Below are 15,997 nucleotides of genomic sequence, written 5' to 3' on the forward strand. Positions count from 1 at the left end.
CATGTGTTAAGCACGCCGCCAGCGTTCATCCTGAGCCAGGATCAAACTCTCCGTTGAAGTAAAACAAAAACAGACACAACCACAACCACCGGAAACAACGGACGGCCAGGCTGCACAAAATTTGAAACCAGCTGTAAAAAACCAGCCCCGCACCACGGAGGTGACACAGGACCAGCCAAAACAACCAATTCATATAAATAAATCGGTATCAACAAACTTGGCACACTATTGAGTTCTCAAACAACAGACACACCCGGCACCACCCACACCCCACAGGGTCCAGGATCGCTCCGGAGCAACTTCCCAAACTTACCAGATCCGCTCTCTCCGCACAACTCCCGAACCCGGGAACCGCGCCGGACAAAACACCATCCGGGACCCCCGGAAACCGCACCGGAACGCACAAAAGCGAACCAGGAATTTGGTTTCCAATTGGAAGGGAGTCTGTCGCAATTTTTCCGCATCAGCGGCGGCGACTCGAACTACTTTACACACCCCCAAGACCCCACGCAAATCACCCCCCAGGCGACCAAAAACCGCGTCAATCCGGGATAAAGCAGCCGGTTCCGCGCAAAAAGAAGCCGCCGGCGTCGTAATTCGGCACTGTGTGCTGCACCACTTAATCACAAAGCTTAATCACAAGGCCGCGAAGCCGGTCGCATCAAGACCCGAGCGCGTTAAACGCAAGAAGGGCCGGCAACCAAACGGTTGCCGGCCCTTCTAATGCTTCTGGACTACCAGGAAGACTTGGTGATGCCCGGGAGCTCACCACGGTGAGCCATGTCGCGGAAGCGGACACGGGAGATACCGAACTTCTGGAAGGTACCGCGCGGGCGGCCGTCGATGATGTCGCGGTTACGCAGACGGATCGGGGAGGCGTTGCGGGGCAGCTTCTGCAGGCCGAGGCGAGCCTCTTCGCGTGCTTCGTCAGTCGCGTTGATGTCAACCAGGGTCTTCTTCAGTTCGAGACGCTTGGCAGCGTAACGCTCAACAATGACCTTGCGCTGCTCGTTGCGAGCAATCTTGGACTTCTTAGCCATGTTTAGCGCTCCTCTCGGAATTCGACGTGCTGGCGGATCTTGGGGTCGTACTTCTTCAGGACCAGACGGTCCGGGTCGTTACGACGGTTCTTGCGGGTCACGTAGGTGTAACCGGTTCCCGCAGTCGACTTCAGCTTGATGATCGGACGTACGTCCTTGTCTTTTGCCACTAGAGCTTCACCCCACGAGCCAGAACTTCGGCGACGACTGCGTCGATGCCGCGAACGTCGATGGTCTTGATGCCCTTGGCCGACAGGGTCAGCGTGACATTACGGCGCAGGGACGGAACCCAGTAGCGCTTCTTCTGGATGTTGGGGTCGAACCGACGCTTGTTGCGGCGGTGCGAGTGCGAAATGCTGTGTCCAAAGCCCGGCTCGGCTCCGGTCACCTGGCAGTTTGCTGCCATGACGACTCTCCTAAAAAATAATATGAAACGGCCAGCAGAGTTCCTGCTTCCCGTGCAATAGGCGACGTCCGCAACCAGTCCACACCGTTTTCGGTAGTTCCCGCAGGCTGGATACCTCGACTGAAACCAGCCAATGATCACCGCCGCGGCGAAGGTAGTGGGTCCGGACAAAGGCCGGAATACTGGGCGAATACTGGAATGCACGCAACTTGAGCCCCTAACTACCGGCCCGCGGATATCCCGTTGTTGCCAACAGTCACCGCCAACCGGAGCAATTGCACACGCTCCGCGCCACCTAGCGCCTAATAAGTCTAGGGGCTAGGGGAAATTAAGACCAATCGGGTGTATAAGAACCAAGTCACTCAACTCATAAGCGGCGTCTAGCCCCTTCACAGGAGAACGAAAGGTTGAGCATTCAATCTTGAGTCATGAACTCACAACTCCTCGCCTCCCGGGGCCAACGCGTGGATACACCGCCAGGCCGTCTTCCAGCCGCCGCCCGGCGCAATTCCACCAAGGGGAGGTTCGCTGCGCAGCATCGCCGCCGCATGTTCCGGACGGACATGCTCACGGTTGCGCTGTGGGCGTCCCTCGCAGCGGCGGTGGCGTTGTGGCTCGCCGACGGCGGAGTGTCGTCCGTCGGCAACCCCACCCAGGCGGTCACCACCGTCGGGATCCTGGCCGGGCTCGCCGGCATGGACCTTGTCATCCTGATGCTCCTGCTTGCGGCGCGCCTGCCTTTTGTGGACGGCGCGGTGGGGCACGACAGGGCGTTGGAGTTCCACCGGAAGCTAGGAAAACCGTCGCTCTACCTGTTGTTGGCGCATGGACTTCTCCTGGCGACCGGCTACGGCATGGCCGAGGGCCTGAACCCCGTCAGCGAGGCCGTTTCGCTCTGGGTGTTGGTGCCCGATATGTGGCTGGCATTCGTCTCCATGGCATTGTTCATAGCCGTGGTGGTCACTTCGCTGGTAGCTGTGCGGCGCCGTTTTCCCTACGAATTCTGGTATTTCGTTCATCTGCTCACCTACCTCGCGGTAGCAACGGCAATCCCGCACCAGTTCAGTGTGGGCGGCTTGTTCGCTGAAGGAACCTGGCAGCGCTGGTACTGGCTCCTGCTTTGCATAGGAACGGGCTCGGCGCTTGCTTGGTACCGCGTTGCAAAGCCGGTCATAGCCACGTACCGGCACCAGCTGACGGTACGCCGCGTGGTTCGGGTGTCCCCCGACGTCGTTAGTATCGAAATGACCGGGCTGCGTTTGAACGAATTGTCCGGAAGCGGCGGCCGGTTCTTCGTGTGGCGCTTCCTCGCTCCCGGCTTGTGGTGGCAGGCGCATCCGTTCAGCTTGTCGGCGGAGCCGCGGATGGGGAAATCATCGCGGCAGCCGACGTTGCGGATCACCGTCCGGAATCTGGGGGCCGGTTCGGCCCGCCTCGCCTCCCTCAAGCCGGGGACGAAAGTTGCTATCGAAGGGCCCTACGGGGTCTTCAGCACGGCCGCCCGGAGCCGGGACCGCGTGGTGATGATTGGGGCAGGAATCGGGATTACTCCCCTCCGGGCGCTCCTGGAATCCACTCCTTTCGCGCCCGGCCAGGCAACGGTCCTGTTGCGTGGAAGCAGCGCGGAAGAGCTATTCCTAGGAGACGAGATCCTGGAATTGTGCAAGAAACGCGGTGCCACGCTCTTCCATCTGACCGGCCCGCGGTCCGCGAATCCCCAAAGCGCCTGGCTGCCCGCTTCTGCCGGCAGCTCGCGGCTGCGGGACTTTGTGCCGGACATAGCGGACGCCGACGTTTACATTTGCGGTCCGACTGCATGGGCCGGGCATCTCCTGGCCGAGGCGAAAAGCTCCGGCGTGCGGGAGGAACAACTCCACTACGAAAGGTTTGACTGGTGAGACTCAGGGCAGGAATTTCAGCAGCGCTTGCGTCCGCGGCAATCCTCGTGGTCGGCTGGCAGGCGGGCGCACACGTGTCGGAATCGAACGCGTCGGCGGTCACCACGTCTTCCACAGGAAACTTAGGCGGAACCACTACGGGCTCGACGGCGACCGGAACCACCGGGAGCAGCGCTTCCGGATCGTCCTCCGGAACCGGAGCCGGCTCCAGCTCCGGCTCCAGTTCCAGCTCCACTCCCGGCTCCGGCTCCAGTTCCACCCTGGGAGCTTCGGCCAAGGCGGGCGGCACCTACGCCGGCACGGCCGTAGAGACCCGGTTCGGAACAGTCCAGGTTCAGGTGACTGTCAAGGCCGGGGTGATCACGGATGTCACAGCCCTGCATCTGACTGACCAAGAGCAAAGATCCGTCCAGATCAGCGCCAGGGCAGCACCCCTTCTCCGATCAGAGGTGCTGAGCGCCCAGTCGGCGAACGTGCAGACCATCGGCGGGGCCACCGTTACCAGCGAGGCCTATCTCACATCGCTCCAGGCAGCCCTCGATGCAGCCCACTTCTAAGCCAAGTGGGCCCCGACAGGGCAGTGCGGAGCCCGGCCTTCGTTCCCGGACGTTCACCAGCATGGGCACCGTGGTGAGCCTCGCCATCCCAGCTGCTCCAGGGACGGCTCCCCAAGCTGCCGTGGAAGAACTCGAGGCGGCCGCCGCCGTCGTCGAGCAGTTGTTCAACAGGCTGGATCGGACGTTCAGTCTCTACCGTTCCGACTCGGAGGCGAGCGCGATGGCGCGCCGCGAGCTGGCCCTGATGGATGCCTCGGCGGACATGCGCCGGCTGTATGTCGCGGCAACCGAATGGCGCACCCTCACGGAAGGTGCGTTCACGGCGGAACGGCCCGACGGCGTCGTTGACTTGGCGGGGATCGTCAAGGCACATGCCATACGGGAAGCCGGAACGTCGCTGCTCGCACTGGGCTTGAAGGATTGGTGCCTCAATGCGGGCGGGGATGTCCTGGTGGACGGTTCCCCCACACCGGGCAGTACACGGCCGTGGCTGGCGGGGATTGTTGATCCGGAGGACCGGACGACGCTCCTGACCGCGTTTCCGCTCGGCAGCAAGGGAAAACACGCACTGGCGACCTCCGGGACCAGCGAACGCGGCCACCATATCTGGTCTGCGGGCCTCCCAGCCGCGCGGGACGAAGGGTTCCACCAGGTTTCGGTGGCAGCGGCCGACATCACCACGGCCGATGTTCTCGCCACCGCCATCATGGCCGGCGGCGCCCGGAGCCTCGCGCTGGCGACCGCCCGCTGGGACGTGGACGTGCTCGCGGTGAAGAACGACGGCGGACTGCTCGCCACACCGGGCTTCCGGAACCTCGCCGGCCAAAACAGTTAGGGTTTTGTGAGCCGGGGGTACTTCGGGCTGAGGCCATCACCTGACGACTTGCCCGTAACTCGGCGGACGACCCACGGTGCGGCGTGTTCACGGGCCCAACGCGCGTTGGCCCGCAACGCTTCCACCCGCGCAAGCTGGGGTTGTGTGACGGGCGGCGGGACCTCGAGGGAACCTTCGTGCTCCAGGACGGCCAGGACGCGGTTCGCCATGTTGATGTGACCAGCAGTGGACATGTGCATCCGGTCCTGTGCCCACATGTGCCAGTCGTGGTATTCGCTGAAGCGCCAATAGTCCACCAGCAGCGCACCGTGGTTTTCGGCGATTTCCCGCAGCAATTCGTTGTAGATAGCGGTGCGCCCGCGCATGGTGCCGAAAACCTTGGAGCTGCGGGCGTCGAAACCCGTGAAGAGAAGCAACGTGGCTCCGGTGGCGCTTAGCTTCTCGATACCGGCTTCGTATTCCTCCATGAGCCTGTCGATATCGACTTTGGGGCGGAAGATGTCGTTCGCTCCCGCGTACAGGGTCACCAGCGTCGGTTGCAGCGCGACGGCGGCGTCCACCTGCTCTGCCATGACTTGCCGGAGCTTCTTGCCGCGGATGGCCAGGTTGGCGTAGCCGAAATTGTCGTTGCTTTGGGCCAATTGATGGGCAACAAGGTCCGCCCATCCCCTGACTCCGTTCGGGCGCGAGGGGTCGGCGTCGCCAAGTCCCTCGGTGAATGAGTCACCCAATGCCACATACCGGGCAGAAAAATCCATGGCGCCAGTCTTTCATCAGTGCGGGGCGGCCGTCACACTCGGCCAGGCGGTCTCGGCTTAGCGTTCGCGGCTTAGCGTTCGCGCAGGATCCAGTGGTCATCGTCCAGGCGGGCCACGATCTTCTCGCCGATCCGCGCGAGGTCCGCAACGTCCTCGTCGGTCATGGCGTCCAACATCAACGCGCGGACGGCATCCACATGCCCCGGGGCGAGGGACACGATGGTGTCCATGCCGGCCTCCGTCAGGTGCGCCACGGTGACACGGGCATCACCCGGATGGGCTTCGCGCTCCACCCATCCGCGTCTCTGGAGCTTGGTGACGACGTGCGACAACCTCGACAAGGAAGCGCTGGTGCGGGCGGCAAGCTCGCTCATCGGCAGGAATCGCCCCTCCGCTTCGGACAACATGGCGAGCACGTTGTAGTCGAACAGCGACAATTTGCCGGCCGCTTGCAACTGGGTATCCAGGGCTGCGGGCAGAAGGGTGTTGATGCTCAAGAGGGCCAGCCAGGCACGGCGTTCGTCGGCGTTGAGCCAGCGCGGTTCGGTCATGGATTCATCTTAGAAGCAAATCAATACTTGACACTTCAACTTAAGCTCATTATTGTCTTAGTTGAAGCTTCAAGTAAAACAAGCGGAACCAAACATGAGCACTCAAGCAAAGGAAACAACAATGGCTGACATCACCATCATCGGCACCGGCAACATGGCATCCGGCATTGCGGCCCGCGCGGCCGTCGCAGGCAAGAGCGTCCAGATCCTCAGCCGCGACGCAAGCTCTGCCGCTGCGCTTGCGGCGACGGTCAACGGAACTTCCGGCATCACAGGATCCCCCGTGGAAGGCAACATCGTAGTGCTGGCCACTCCGTTCGACGCCTCGAAAGCAGTCCTTTCGTCCTATGGCTCAGCGCTCAACGGCAAGACGATCGTGGACATCTCCAACCCCGTGAACTTCGAAACCTTCGATTCCCTCACTGTCCCCGCCGGAACCTCGGCAGCCGAAGAACTCCAGGCCCTGGTCCCGGGTGCGTCGGTGGTCAAGGCGTTCAACACCGTGTTCGCAGCCACGCTCGGTGACGGCGAAGTGGGCGGCCAAACCCTCGACGTGCTGGTCGCGGGCGACGACGCCGAGGCGACCGCCGCCGTCGTCGACTTTGTCAAAGGTGCCGGCTTGCGCCCGGTGAACGTCGGACCGCTGCGCCGCTCGCGTGAGCTCGAAGCCTTCCAACTGCTCGTCATGACGCTGCAGATCAGCGAAGCACACCCCGACTACAACTGGAACTCCGCCGTCAAGCTCCTGCCGTAGTTCATTGCGTTCTCGGAGGGCGGCCCGTTTTGGCCGCCCTCCTCGTTGTAAGCTGGGCGGCATGTTCGTCGTTTCACTGACATACAAAGTTCCCGACGAAATCGTCGATTTCCACCGCCCCGCGCACATGGATTGGGTCAAAGAAGCGTTCGACGCCGGTACGTTCGTTGCGTCCGGACGTCGCGTTCCAGCCATCGGGGGCGTGCTGTTGTCCAACGTCGACCGTGCAACACTGGACGCTTCCCTGGCGACGGATCCGTTCTACGTCAACGGAGTAGCCGACTTCGAGATCATCGAATTCACGGTCACCACGGCATCCACCGGTTTCGAAAACCTCTTGGACTAGCCCTGTTGCGGGCGCTGGGCGTCACGCAGAGCACATTTTTGGCACCTCGCGTTGGCGGAAATCCCGGAAATTCGGCTGCTTCGATGCCCGTCCATCCCAAAAAGTTGTCAGGCGTGACGCCGGCATGACCGCCGGCCACCGTGCGCTCAGGTGATCGCCGCTCGAAACTCCCCTGAAACGACGCAAAAGCCAGGGTGCCACATCGCGCCTGAGCCACGCGGCGTCGTCGGCCATAATCTCGGCGCGGCTCCTCGGCTGCAGCGGCCCAAGCACCGGCGAGCCGAGCGAGTGCGCGGCGCCCAACACCTCCAGGACCTTCTTCGCCATGTATTCGTGTCCGATGCCGGACATATGCAGCCGGTCGGGAGCCCACATCCGGCGGTCCTGGTACTTTTCGAAGCACCAATGGTCCACCAGAAGTGTTCCGTAGGCTGCGGAAATGCGCCGGATGTGTTTGTTGAAGACGGCCGTGCGCAGCTTAAGCGGCTCCAACACCGGCGAGAGCGGCACGTTGTACTCGGTGAACAGCAGGACTTGGGCACCAGTTTGCGCGATCCGGGCAACGGCGTCCTCGAACCCACGGACCAGTAGGCGCATGTCCAGTCGTGCGCCGAGGAGATCGTTGCCTCCGGCGTGGAAACTGACGAGCGTGGGAGCCATCGCGAGCGCCGGCTCGAGTTGTTCAACCACGATCTGCCTGAGCCGACGGCCGCGGAGCGCCAGGTTCGCGTACTGTGTCTGCGGCCGGTGCGTGGCCAGTTCCTCCGCCACACGGTCGGCCCAGCCGCGGCACTCGTTGGGGAGGCGAAGATCGGTGTCGCCGACGCCTTCGGTGAAGGAATCTCCAACCGCGACGAATCGCAGCGGCGTATGCGTGGCCATGGTCATGTCCCCCCGTTGTTTTGGGCGTTGCTTTGTCCCTCGTCTTGAGCCTGGGTTCCGGCGCCCGCTCGGTCAGCGGCGGCGACCGCTCGGCGTGAGGCAGCTGCCGCGGCTTGGCGTTCTGCGAGCTTCCGAAGCCCGGCCTTCCGCGGAACCTTCACGAGTTCCGGCCAGCGCGGACTCAGCGTGTCCCCGAGTGTGACACCGCGGAGCTTTCGGCCGAACAAAGGCAGGACCCAGTCGTTCACCCAACGTCGCTGGCGACGCTCCCAATCGCGCAGCTTGAGCCGCTGCGGCGGTTCCCAATCCTTGGGCGAGAACTTATGGGGGACGCCGAGGTGGTCCAGGACTTGCGCCGCCATGTATTTGTGCCCGGCCTTGGACATGTGGAGACGGTCCGGGGCCCACATCCGGCGGTCGTGGTAGGCATCGAGGCACCAATAGTCCACCAGCACGGCCCCGTGCTTGGCGGCGAGCTGGCGCACCCGTTCGTTGTAGAGGGCGTTGCGCTTCTTGAACGGTTCCAGTACGGCCGAGACCTTGACGTCGTACCCCGTGAACAAGACCAATGTGGCCCCGGTGGCTGCGAGGCGCGCTACAAGCTTTTCGTATTCGGCCATGAGTTGGTCCATGTCCGTGCCGAAATCCAGGATGTCGTTACCGCCGGCATAGAGAGTGATGAGCGTGGGTTCCATGGCTAACGCCCGGTCCAACTGTTCCTCAACGACATGCCGGAGGCGCTTGCTCCGCACGGCAAGATTCGCATACTCCCAACCAGGTTCGGCCCTGGCCAATTTCTCGGCAACACGGTCGGCCCAGCCCCGGACGCCGTTCGGTAGGGCCTCATTCCGGTCCCCCACGCCCTCGGTGAAGGAATCGCCCAAGGCGACAAACCGCCGTCGTCCGTTCTGGTCAGCATGAAGCACGTTCCCAGCCACGACGCCAGCGTAACCCGGCCCGGTTGCCCGCCGGCAAAGCGCAGGTTAATTCGACGCTCGAGCTTCAACGCACGGATTTTTGGACACCGGGGACGGCGTTTGCAAAGATGACAGAGCCGGTTGATTCAACGGACGGCGCCAAGGCCGCGAAAGCGGTGGAGATCGAGAGGATGAGCATGCGCACTGCACACGTTGGCGCTGCCGTGGTTGGCGAGGTGGCCGTATTGGCCTGCTTTGCATCCCCCTCTGCGTCGGCCATCCCGCTCGGCGGCCAGGAAATCTAACCCCGCCGTGCAGAAAATCACCGCCCAACAAATCCGTTCCTCATTCATCAATGCGAGCCGCTCGGAGGCCGCCAAACTCAACCTCCCGAAGGACTTCGATTCCCTCGACTGGGACGAGCTCGAATTCCTGGGCTGGCGAGACGAAAAGATGCCGATGCGGGGATATCTCGTCCTCCCGAACGGGGGCTCCCTCACTGGCATCATGCTGCGTGCGCCGGAGGGAGGCTCCGGCAAGAAGCGCTCTGTACTTTGCGAGCTGTGCCGCGACGTGTTTTCCAAGGACGACGTCTATCTTTGGGTTGCCAAGCGCGCGGGCCAATCGGGGCGCGACGGCAATACCGTGGGGACGTTGATCTGTGCCGATTTCGGCTGCTGCGCCAACGTCCGCAAGGAGCCCCCGGCGAATGAGATCAATCCGGACCCGGCCGCCGTCGTCGTTCGCCAAATCGCCGGACTGCAGTCCCGGACCGCCCAGTTCCTGGGGCGGGTCCAAGGAAAGTAGAGCTGCCGCGGCAAACGCTCGCTCACCTTTGAGGGCAAAACCGCCGACGCCGGCTCACGTCAAGTGAGCGGGCGTCGGCCGAAAGTCCCACACAAGTGAGCGGGCGTCGGAGTTACCGGAGGACGATGTCCACGGGGTTGGCCTCGGAACGCCATTCGCCGGGCACGCCCGGACCGCCGATGACTGGAGCCGTGAGCACGCCGGAGCGGTTGGTTCGTTTGTCGCGCAGGATTTCGGTGACGGAGCCAAGGTGCCGGGAGAGGTCAATGACGTTTTCGGGCGCGGCCAGCAACAATTGGAAGCCGAACTCGTGCAAGGCCTTGATGCCCGCACCGGCGAACTCCTCCGATGCCAGGACGAACGCCTCGTCCATCATGACCGTTCCGTAGGTCGTGAATCCCTGCTCGGCGATACCCAACTGGTAGCTCAGCGCCGCGGCCATGATGAACGCCGTGAAACGCTGCCGCTCTCCACCGGACATCGAGCCGGTGTCCGCGTGCATGTACACCTCGGTCTTCTTTCCACCACGCGGGCCTTGGACGGAGCGGTGCTCCTTGCACTGGATGAACAGATGCCCGCGGACATCCAGCACCTCGGCTCGCCACCGCCGGTCCTCGGGGGTCTGCGAACCGAGCCGCTTGACCAGGGTTTCGAGCGACTTGTAGCGGTTCGTGAGTTCGACGTCGTCGTCCGCCTCGCTCGGGGCCCCGCCCGAAGCTGCGCCGGCCGCGCGGGACGGCCGCGAGTGACGCGTCTTCAACGCGTTGTGGATGGCGTCCTTGAACTGCTTCGCGGTGGCGGGCAGCGTCTGCTTGATGTCGAGTTCCAGGAAGCTTCCCTCGTGGAAATTGACCTCGGACAGGATGCCGTTGAGGGGCAGGATTCGGCTCGTGATGGCGCGGCGTTCCTCGTCGAGCAGGTGGAGCAGCGTGCTGAACGATTCGTGGGTGCGCTGGTTGAAGAACTGCCGGAATTCGGCTTCCTGCGCGGGCAACCCTTCGCTGACGATCTGGTGATAGCGGGACTCGAACTCCCCCGCAGCACCGATCGAGGTGCCGTGGTCCGCGGAAATGGCGGTGCCCCACTCGCGTACGAACCCTTCGAACATGCGCGTCAGCCGCTCGGCCAACGCCTGCCCGCGGGACTCCGCGGCGTGCAGTTCCGCCAGGAGCTTGCTCCGGACTTCGGCAGCCAGGGTGTCGAGTTCGTGGAGCTCGCCCACCTCGCCGAATGCGCTGAAGTACGGTTCGAGGGCAGTCACGGTAGTGCCCGACGGCGGCGCCTGGTCCAGGCGGTTGCGTGCGGCATCAAGGAGGGCGTCAGCCGTGGTCATCTGCTGATCGAGCGTCTTGTATTCGCTCTGCAAAACCGCTGCCGACCCTGTGGAGGACTGGTGCTTTTCGCGCACGGCCTCGATGTTTGCACGCAATGGTTCCAGGTCGGCCTGCGCAGCCAAGGCATCCTTGAGCCGCTGTTCGATCTTGGCGAGCTCCTCCGAGGCGACCGCTGCAGAGACCTGCTCCCAGCCACGTTCGTCGTCGGCGATGCGGCGCAACGCTTCAAGCTGGCGCGTCATCCCTTGGTGGGAATCCTCGCGGCTTTGGGCTAGTTCGGCGGCCTTCAGCAGCTCGTTTTCTAGCTCGCCCACCTTCGCGGCCACGAGCTCCAGCTTGGCAGCATTGTCGAAACCGAGAACGTAGTCCTGTCGGCTCGTGAAGCGGTCGTCCTTCTCCACGGTGTGGCGGTTGCGCTTGACCACTCCGCCCAGGCTCAGGCCCTTGTCGAGCTTTGCGAGTTCGTCCGGGTCTTCCACGCACGGGTAGGCGAAATCGAGGGCGATCCGCTCGCGGATCCACTTTCCGGCGTCCTCATTGGCACCCAAGGTGAGGATGTTCAGCTTCGTCAGCAAATCGCCGTCGGACACGTCCTCCACAGCCAAAGCGCCGCCCGCGAGCGGTTTGGAAACGTCCACGGCCCGCAGCGCACCGCGGACGGTGTTGTCGTTGAGGTAACGCGTGACCGTAGCGAAATGCTCGCCCGGAACCAACAGGGTCGTGGCCAGGTTGCGCAAGGCGCGCTCGGCCGCGGGCCGCCACTGTTCCTCCCCCTCGGCGAGGTCTATCAGCTCGCCACCGAAGGGCATGCGGTCCTCGGGGACGCCGGTGGCTGCGGCGATCGCGGCGCGGTTTTCAATGCTCGACGGCGGCAGCAGCGACTTGCGCGTCTTCAGCGAGACGAGCTCCTGCTGGGCTGCAGCGAGTTCCCGCTTCTTGGTGGCGTGGCCGTCGAAGGCTTCGAACCGGAGTTCCCTCAGCGCTTCGGAATCGTCCTTGAGTTCGGCGGAGCGGCTCGCGGCCTGCTCGTGGGCCTGCTCCCAACCCTCAGCTGTCCACTCAAGGTTGAGTCCGGCGTCGGCCAATGCCTGGCGGGCAGCTTCCTCGACCTGTTGGCGGAGCTTGAGGCCGACCCGGGCATTTTCGAGCGACTGCTCGATCGCCGAAATCGCGTTCCCGCCCTGGTTGTTGTAATCCGATTCGAGCTGGCGAAGTTCCTTGGCGAGCGCGTCGCGGACGCCTCGCTCAGCGCTGAGCTCCTTGGCTTTCGCCTGGGCAAGGTCCTTGAAGCGGGCCAAGGTCTTGGCATGGACCGTGACCGAGAGCTGCTGCTTGTAGGCGTCGAACTCCTCGCCGCTGAGCTCCCGGAGCCGGTTGGCCTCCAGCAGCGACTGGGCATACTCCTTGTTCATCCCGGGCACGGGAGCGAGCTGATCGCGCTGCTGGCGGACGTCCTCCAGCCGCTGCCTGATGGACATGAGGTTGCTGAATTCCTCGACGACGTCGTCCGCAGCCGTGAGCGTCGCGGGCGCGTCGAGCACCTGATCCCGGAAGAACGTGTTGACGCTGCCGCCGAGCCCCTTACCGGCCTGGATCACACGCAAAAGCGGAAGCGCCTGGTCCGAGTTGATGCCAAGAAGCCGGCGGAAACGCTCCGCAAAGGCCTTGTGGACATCGAAGATCTGGGCATCCGGGAAGATGGTCTCCAGCGCTCCCTTGGTGAAGCGCTTCTCCGCGATGCCCTCGATCGCTCCGAGATCCAGGGGCTTGTTGTCGATCACGTAGAACCGGCCGACGCTGGACTCCGTGCCGTTCTTAGGCAGGTCAAAGAGTGCCGAGATAGTGATCTTGGTGCCGGCGGCGTTGTCGAACGTCAGCGCGACGGCGGACCAGGTGGCACCCGGGCGCTGGAAGGCACTCGCCGAGCCCTCGCCCACGGCCTTGTCGCCCACTTTTCCACGCATGTACGTGAAGGTGGTCCTCTTGTCCTCCACGGCCCCGCCGGCACGCTGCGCGGCAGCCTCATTGGAGCGCGGACGGGCATCGAAGACGCGGAGCATGGCATCGAACAACGTCGACTTGCCGACGCCCGAGTTGCCTGTGAGCAGCGTGCCGTTGCGGTCCACGTGCATCGTGTGGGCGCCATGGAACGTGCCCCAGTTGACCACCTGGACCAAGGCAAGGCGCATCTGGCCCGGGTTCGTGAGTTCGCCGATCGGAAGCATGGTTGCGATAGTCACTTGGCTGCCTCCCTGGTGGTCTTCGCTGTTGTGGTTGCGTAAGCCTCCGCGGTGGATGCCGGCCCCGCCCCTTCGCCGCGCAGCTGATCTTCGATCAGCTCAGCGCGCGGCTCCGACAGGCCCGATGCCACTCCCGGGCCGGCATCCACCGCTGCGGCGTGATTGTCACCATTGGTGTCGTCCAGGCCGGAGTCAGCGTCGTCGTTGGAGTTGGGGTCGTCGTCGTCCGTGTCTGTTAGTTCGATGAGGGGTTCCGTGCCTGATTCGTCGGCTGCTACTGCGATCAGTGCTTCGATTTGGGCCGGGATGTCGCCGATGTTTTCGAAGGGGAGGGCTAGTGGGAGCGCTCGGGAGATCGCGAAGGTGTCTTCGATGCCGGTGGCCAGGAGCAGTTGGCGGGCCAGGAGCTTCGTGACCGTGCGGTTCACGACGTCGGTATCGCGGAGGGCGTCTTGTTGGCCGGATGGCTGGTAGTGCGCCACGAGTTCGGCGATTTCTTCGCGGGTGATCACAGGGTCTGTCTGGGCCGTGACATGGCGGTCGAGGAGGAGCCTCAGGCGCAGAAGCACGATGGTTTCCACCCGGCTCAACGCGCGCTGCTGGCGAAGAATGCTTGAGCGGGCGCTTCCTCCGATGGCTTCGGGATCGACGGGTCGGAGCACCGCGATCTTGCGCTCGTGGTCCAGCTGCAGGTTCAGGAAGAGCTCCGAAAGCCGGCTACGGAGGATCACTTGGTTGTCCAGAAGGGTCGTCCAGAGCTTTTCGTCGCGGCCGCCGTCGACATACGGGCCCTTGAGTAGCCGCACGAGGGCCTGGCGGACCTTCATGGGCAGCACGCCGGTATCGCCCGGGAACAGCGCCGCGCCGTCGACGAACGTGTCGCGGGGCGTGACTCGGAACGGATCCGGGTGGACATGTCCATCGCTGGGCACCTCCCGACGAGCATGTCCGTCTTCCGCCCCAGTCCAGGAATGCGCATGTCCGTCTTGGGAACCCTCGGACTGGACATGCTGCGTTATGTCCACTCCTTGCTCCGAAAAGGGGGCATGCTCGGTGGGGTGGGCGTCAGTCATCGGAATCCTTAGTCAGCGTCACGAGCGGCAGGTACGCGGTGCGTGTGCTGCCATCGATTTGTTCGAAGTCGATGTTTTCCCAAGCGGCCCGGTCGAACGCCGCACCACCGTGCAGCGCTTCGGACAGGAGGGCCCGCACAGTGTTGATGTGCCGCTCTTCCTCCGGGAGGTTCGCCCAGGCCTCTGCCAGTGTGGAGGCGCCGGCCATCGCCGAGCGGACGACGTCGGGCCTTGCCTTCGCGGAGCGCAGCGAACGGACACGGTCCGAATCGCTGAAGGCGATGGGGTCGGCGAGCTTCGGCGGCGCCGCGAACTCATCCGGATCGAAGAGCTTGACCATGGCGAGCGATTCGAATCCGGCATTGAACAACACCGGGCCGCGGACAAGGCCGGGACGGTCGCGTTCGTAGGGCATGGAGCGGATAGCCTGTTCGGCTTCGCGCAGGACCTGCCGGAGCCGGACGGACTGGCGGATGTCGTCGCTCTGGATGTAGTTGTTCAGGCTTTCGGACAGCCTGCCGTAGATGCGCTGGATCTGGCTGTGCTGGGTACGCAGTTCCGCCACGAGGTTCTTGAGGGTTTCCCGGTCCTCATGGCTAAGGTCGTCCGCGAATTGGCGGCTCAACACGTCGCCGATCGCTGAGCGGAAGCGCAATTGTTGCTGCGGGTCCTCAAGGAAGGCCGTGAAGGAGCGGAAGGTGCGGCCCTCGGGGCTCTGCCGCAAGCGTTTGTCCGCCTCCAGGACCTGCGCCATGGTGGCGCCCTTGCTGAGGGACTCCTCGATGATCTGGTTGCGGAGCTCGCCAACCAGCTCTTCGATGCGGTCTCGCATCTTCTTGTAGTCGGCAGGCAGGCTCGCCGCAAGGTCCAGGATGTTCCCGGCTGCTTCGACGGCTTCCTCATCGTCCAAGAGACCGTCGAAGTCGCCCGAGCTGATCTCCTCGATCAGCTGCCGGCGCTCCTGGATCTCCTCTTCAAGGGATTCCAAACGGGCGCTTTGATCAGGATTCGTCTCATTGGCGAGCTTTTCGACGTCGCCCAGCAGCGTTCCGAGCCGGGAACCGTTAAGGGTGGAGCGCTCACTGGAGAGGCTATCGAGGAACGCCAGGACGCGCGCAGCCGCCTCGGTGATTTCATAGACGATCTGGCCGGACTGGCTGCGGCGGGTCAGGAACTGCTTGCGGGTCCATTCGTCGGCAAATGCCTTGCCGCTCGCCTGGCCGCCCAGCCCGGGATCCTGCCTGCGGAGCTGCTCAAGGAAAGCGTCGACGTCGGCATGGAACTCTTCGAGCGGAAGCTGCGGCCTTGTTCGGGTGAAGGAGGCCTGGAGCACCGCGATGACCCATGGCGCCGAGCGCGTGAGGGCCCACGCGGGGCCTTTGGTCAGGAGTTCGAGGTCCCTGAGCCGTGCACTGATGGCATCGGCTGAGGACATTGCTGAGCGGGACACTTACTCTCCTTCAGCTGCCGCGGAACCGTCTGGCAGCGGAAATCCCGAAAACTGCCCCGTACAAGGTTAACGCAGGGTGCGCCGCAACCCTTCCGTGATCTACCTGCCGGTAGGGTTTCGATCGCATATCAACGGCCCCGGCGCCGGTG

General features: G+C 63.6%; 17 protein-coding genes. 7 read left to right on the forward strand and 10 right to left on the reverse strand.

Going from position 1 to position 15,997, the window contains the following annotated elements:
* Positions 1 to 734: 734 nt before the first annotated feature.
* The 3 genes from rpsN to rpmB are packed head-to-tail and all read right to left on the reverse strand — an operon-like array spanning position 735 to position 1,446.
* The gene (gene rpsN, locus AB0O52_RS08960; protein WP_234754509.1) at positions 735 to 1,040 is read right to left on the reverse strand and encodes a 30S ribosomal protein S14; all 306 of its coding nucleotides are present in this window, start codon (positions 1,038 to 1,040) and stop codon (positions 735 to 737) included.
* 2 nt (positions 1,041 to 1,042) lie between these two features.
* A complete protein-coding gene (gene rpmG / locus AB0O52_RS08965) occupies positions 1,043 to 1,210 on the reverse strand; it encodes a 50S ribosomal protein L33 (RefSeq protein ID WP_003798558.1) in 168 nt (55 codons plus the stop codon).
* Positions 1,210 to 1,446, reverse strand: coding sequence for a 50S ribosomal protein L28 (rpmB, locus tag AB0O52_RS08970; protein WP_078107326.1), 237 nt, complete (start codon positions 1,444 to 1,446; stop codon positions 1,210 to 1,212). Before rpmB ends, rpmG begins: the two co-directional genes overlap by 1 nt.
* A 428-nt stretch (positions 1,447 to 1,874) precedes the next feature.
* Between rpmB and AB0O52_RS08975 the strand changes: the two genes are divergently transcribed.
* From AB0O52_RS08975 to AB0O52_RS08985, 3 genes are all read left to right on the forward strand, one after another.
* A complete protein-coding gene (locus AB0O52_RS08975; RefSeq protein WP_364536378.1) occupies positions 1,875 to 3,344 on the forward strand; it encodes a ferredoxin reductase family protein in 1,470 nt (489 codons plus the stop codon).
* On the forward strand, positions 3,341 to 3,901 hold the full coding sequence (locus tag AB0O52_RS08980; RefSeq protein ID WP_364536381.1) for an FMN-binding protein: 561 nt from the start codon (positions 3,341 to 3,343) through the stop codon (positions 3,899 to 3,901). Before AB0O52_RS08975 ends, AB0O52_RS08980 begins: the two co-directional genes overlap by 4 nt.
* 61 nt (positions 3,902 to 3,962) lie before the next feature.
* Positions 3,963 to 4,736 (forward strand): FAD:protein FMN transferase, encoded by a 774-nt coding sequence (locus AB0O52_RS08985; protein ID WP_364536384.1) that lies wholly within the window; start codon positions 3,963 to 3,965, stop codon positions 4,734 to 4,736.
* On the opposite strand, the gene AB0O52_RS08990 is transcribed toward AB0O52_RS08985, so the two are convergent.
* Positions 4,733 to 5,494 (reverse strand): SGNH/GDSL hydrolase family protein, encoded by a 762-nt coding sequence (locus tag AB0O52_RS08990; RefSeq protein ID WP_364536387.1) that lies wholly within the window; start codon positions 5,492 to 5,494, stop codon positions 4,733 to 4,735. The genes AB0O52_RS08985 and AB0O52_RS08990 overlap by 4 nt on opposite strands.
* A gap of 71 nt (positions 5,495 to 5,565) precedes the next feature.
* Complete coding sequence (locus AB0O52_RS08995; RefSeq protein WP_364536390.1) at positions 5,566 to 6,045, reverse strand: MarR family transcriptional regulator; 480 nt, start codon at positions 6,043 to 6,045, stop codon at positions 5,566 to 5,568.
* 121 nt (positions 6,046 to 6,166) lie between these two features.
* Here AB0O52_RS08995 and AB0O52_RS09000 point away from each other — a divergent pair, with 121 nt between their 5' ends.
* Both AB0O52_RS09000 and AB0O52_RS09005 read left to right on the forward strand, forming a co-directional pair.
* Entirely contained in the window at positions 6,167 to 6,799 is a 633-nt protein-coding gene (locus AB0O52_RS09000) for an NADPH-dependent F420 reductase (protein WP_364536393.1), read from the forward strand.
* Between the two features lie 61 nt (positions 6,800 to 6,860).
* Positions 6,861 to 7,145, forward strand: coding sequence for a YciI family protein (locus tag AB0O52_RS09005; RefSeq protein ID WP_234754497.1), 285 nt, complete (start codon positions 6,861 to 6,863; stop codon positions 7,143 to 7,145).
* 21 nt (positions 7,146 to 7,166) lie between these two features.
* Here the strand turns inward: AB0O52_RS09005 and AB0O52_RS09010 are convergent, their stop codons facing one another.
* A complete protein-coding gene (locus AB0O52_RS09010) occupies positions 7,167 to 8,027 on the reverse strand; it encodes an SGNH/GDSL hydrolase family protein (RefSeq protein ID WP_364536396.1) in 861 nt (286 codons plus the stop codon).
* A gap of 2 nt (positions 8,028 to 8,029) precedes the next feature.
* Positions 8,030 to 8,965, reverse strand: coding sequence for an SGNH/GDSL hydrolase family protein (locus AB0O52_RS09015; protein ID WP_364536399.1), 936 nt, complete (start codon positions 8,963 to 8,965; stop codon positions 8,030 to 8,032).
* Between the two features lie 107 nt (positions 8,966 to 9,072).
* Here AB0O52_RS09015 and AB0O52_RS09020 point away from each other — a divergent pair, with 107 nt between their 5' ends.
* Complete coding sequence (locus AB0O52_RS09020; protein WP_364536402.1) at positions 9,073 to 9,249, forward strand: hypothetical protein; 177 nt, start codon at positions 9,073 to 9,075, stop codon at positions 9,247 to 9,249.
* Positions 9,250 to 9,256: 7 nt separating this feature from the next.
* The gene (locus AB0O52_RS09025; RefSeq protein ID WP_364536405.1) at positions 9,257 to 9,751 is read left to right on the forward strand and encodes an FBP domain-containing protein; all 495 of its coding nucleotides are present in this window, start codon (positions 9,257 to 9,259) and stop codon (positions 9,749 to 9,751) included.
* A gap of 112 nt (positions 9,752 to 9,863) precedes the next feature.
* Here the strand turns inward: AB0O52_RS09025 and AB0O52_RS09030 are convergent, their stop codons facing one another.
* Genes AB0O52_RS09030 through AB0O52_RS09040 form a run of 3 tightly spaced genes read right to left on the reverse strand, consistent with a single transcriptional unit; the run spans position 9,864 to position 15,848 of the window.
* The gene (locus AB0O52_RS09030; RefSeq protein WP_364536408.1) at positions 9,864 to 13,325 is read right to left on the reverse strand and encodes an ATP-binding protein; all 3,462 of its coding nucleotides are present in this window, start codon (positions 13,323 to 13,325) and stop codon (positions 9,864 to 9,866) included.
* A complete protein-coding gene (locus AB0O52_RS09035; protein WP_364536411.1) occupies positions 13,322 to 14,398 on the reverse strand; it encodes a DUF4194 domain-containing protein in 1,077 nt (358 codons plus the stop codon). The genes AB0O52_RS09030 and AB0O52_RS09035 overlap by 4 nt, the downstream gene beginning before the upstream one ends.
* Complete coding sequence (locus AB0O52_RS09040) at positions 14,391 to 15,848, reverse strand: DUF3375 family protein (RefSeq protein ID WP_364536414.1); 1,458 nt, start codon at positions 15,846 to 15,848, stop codon at positions 14,391 to 14,393. The genes AB0O52_RS09035 and AB0O52_RS09040 overlap by 8 nt, the downstream gene beginning before the upstream one ends.
* Positions 15,849 to 15,997: the final 149 nt, after the last annotated feature.

This window comes from Arthrobacter sp. NPDC080073 (assembly GCF_040686575.1).
In the GTDB taxonomy this organism is placed as follows: domain Bacteria; phylum Actinomycetota; class Actinomycetes; order Actinomycetales; family Micrococcaceae; genus Arthrobacter.

Bases quoted from the DNA above. Each gene is read 5' to 3' on its own strand.
- rpsN (WP_234754509.1), bottom strand. From the start codon at position 1,040: ATGGCTAAGAAGTCCAAGATTGCTCGCAACGAGCAGCGCAAGGTCATT.
- rpmB (WP_078107326.1), bottom strand. From the start codon at position 1,446: ATGGCAGCAAACTGCCAGGTGACCGGAGCCGAGCCGGGCTTTGGACAC.
- AB0O52_RS08975 (WP_364536378.1), top strand. From the start codon at position 1,875: ATGAACTCACAACTCCTCGCCTCCCGGGGCCAACGCGTGGATACACCG.
- AB0O52_RS08985 (WP_364536384.1), top strand. From the start codon at position 3,963: ATGGGCACCGTGGTGAGCCTCGCCATCCCAGCTGCTCCAGGGACGGCT.
- AB0O52_RS08990 (WP_364536387.1), bottom strand. From the start codon at position 5,494: ATGGATTTTTCTGCCCGGTATGTGGCATTGGGTGACTCATTCACCGAG.
- AB0O52_RS08995 (WP_364536390.1), bottom strand. From the start codon at position 6,045: ATGACCGAACCGCGCTGGCTCAACGCCGACGAACGCCGTGCCTGGCTG.
- AB0O52_RS09000 (WP_364536393.1), top strand. From the start codon at position 6,167: ATGGCTGACATCACCATCATCGGCACCGGCAACATGGCATCCGGCATT.
- AB0O52_RS09005 (WP_234754497.1), top strand. From the start codon at position 6,861: ATGTTCGTCGTTTCACTGACATACAAAGTTCCCGACGAAATCGTCGAT.
- AB0O52_RS09010 (WP_364536396.1), bottom strand. From the start codon at position 8,027: ATGGCCACGCATACGCCGCTGCGATTCGTCGCGGTTGGAGATTCCTTC.
- AB0O52_RS09020 (WP_364536402.1), top strand. From the start codon at position 9,073: ATGACAGAGCCGGTTGATTCAACGGACGGCGCCAAGGCCGCGAAAGCG.
- AB0O52_RS09035 (WP_364536411.1), bottom strand. From the start codon at position 14,398: ATGACTGACGCCCACCCCACCGAGCATGCCCCCTTTTCGGAGCAAGGA.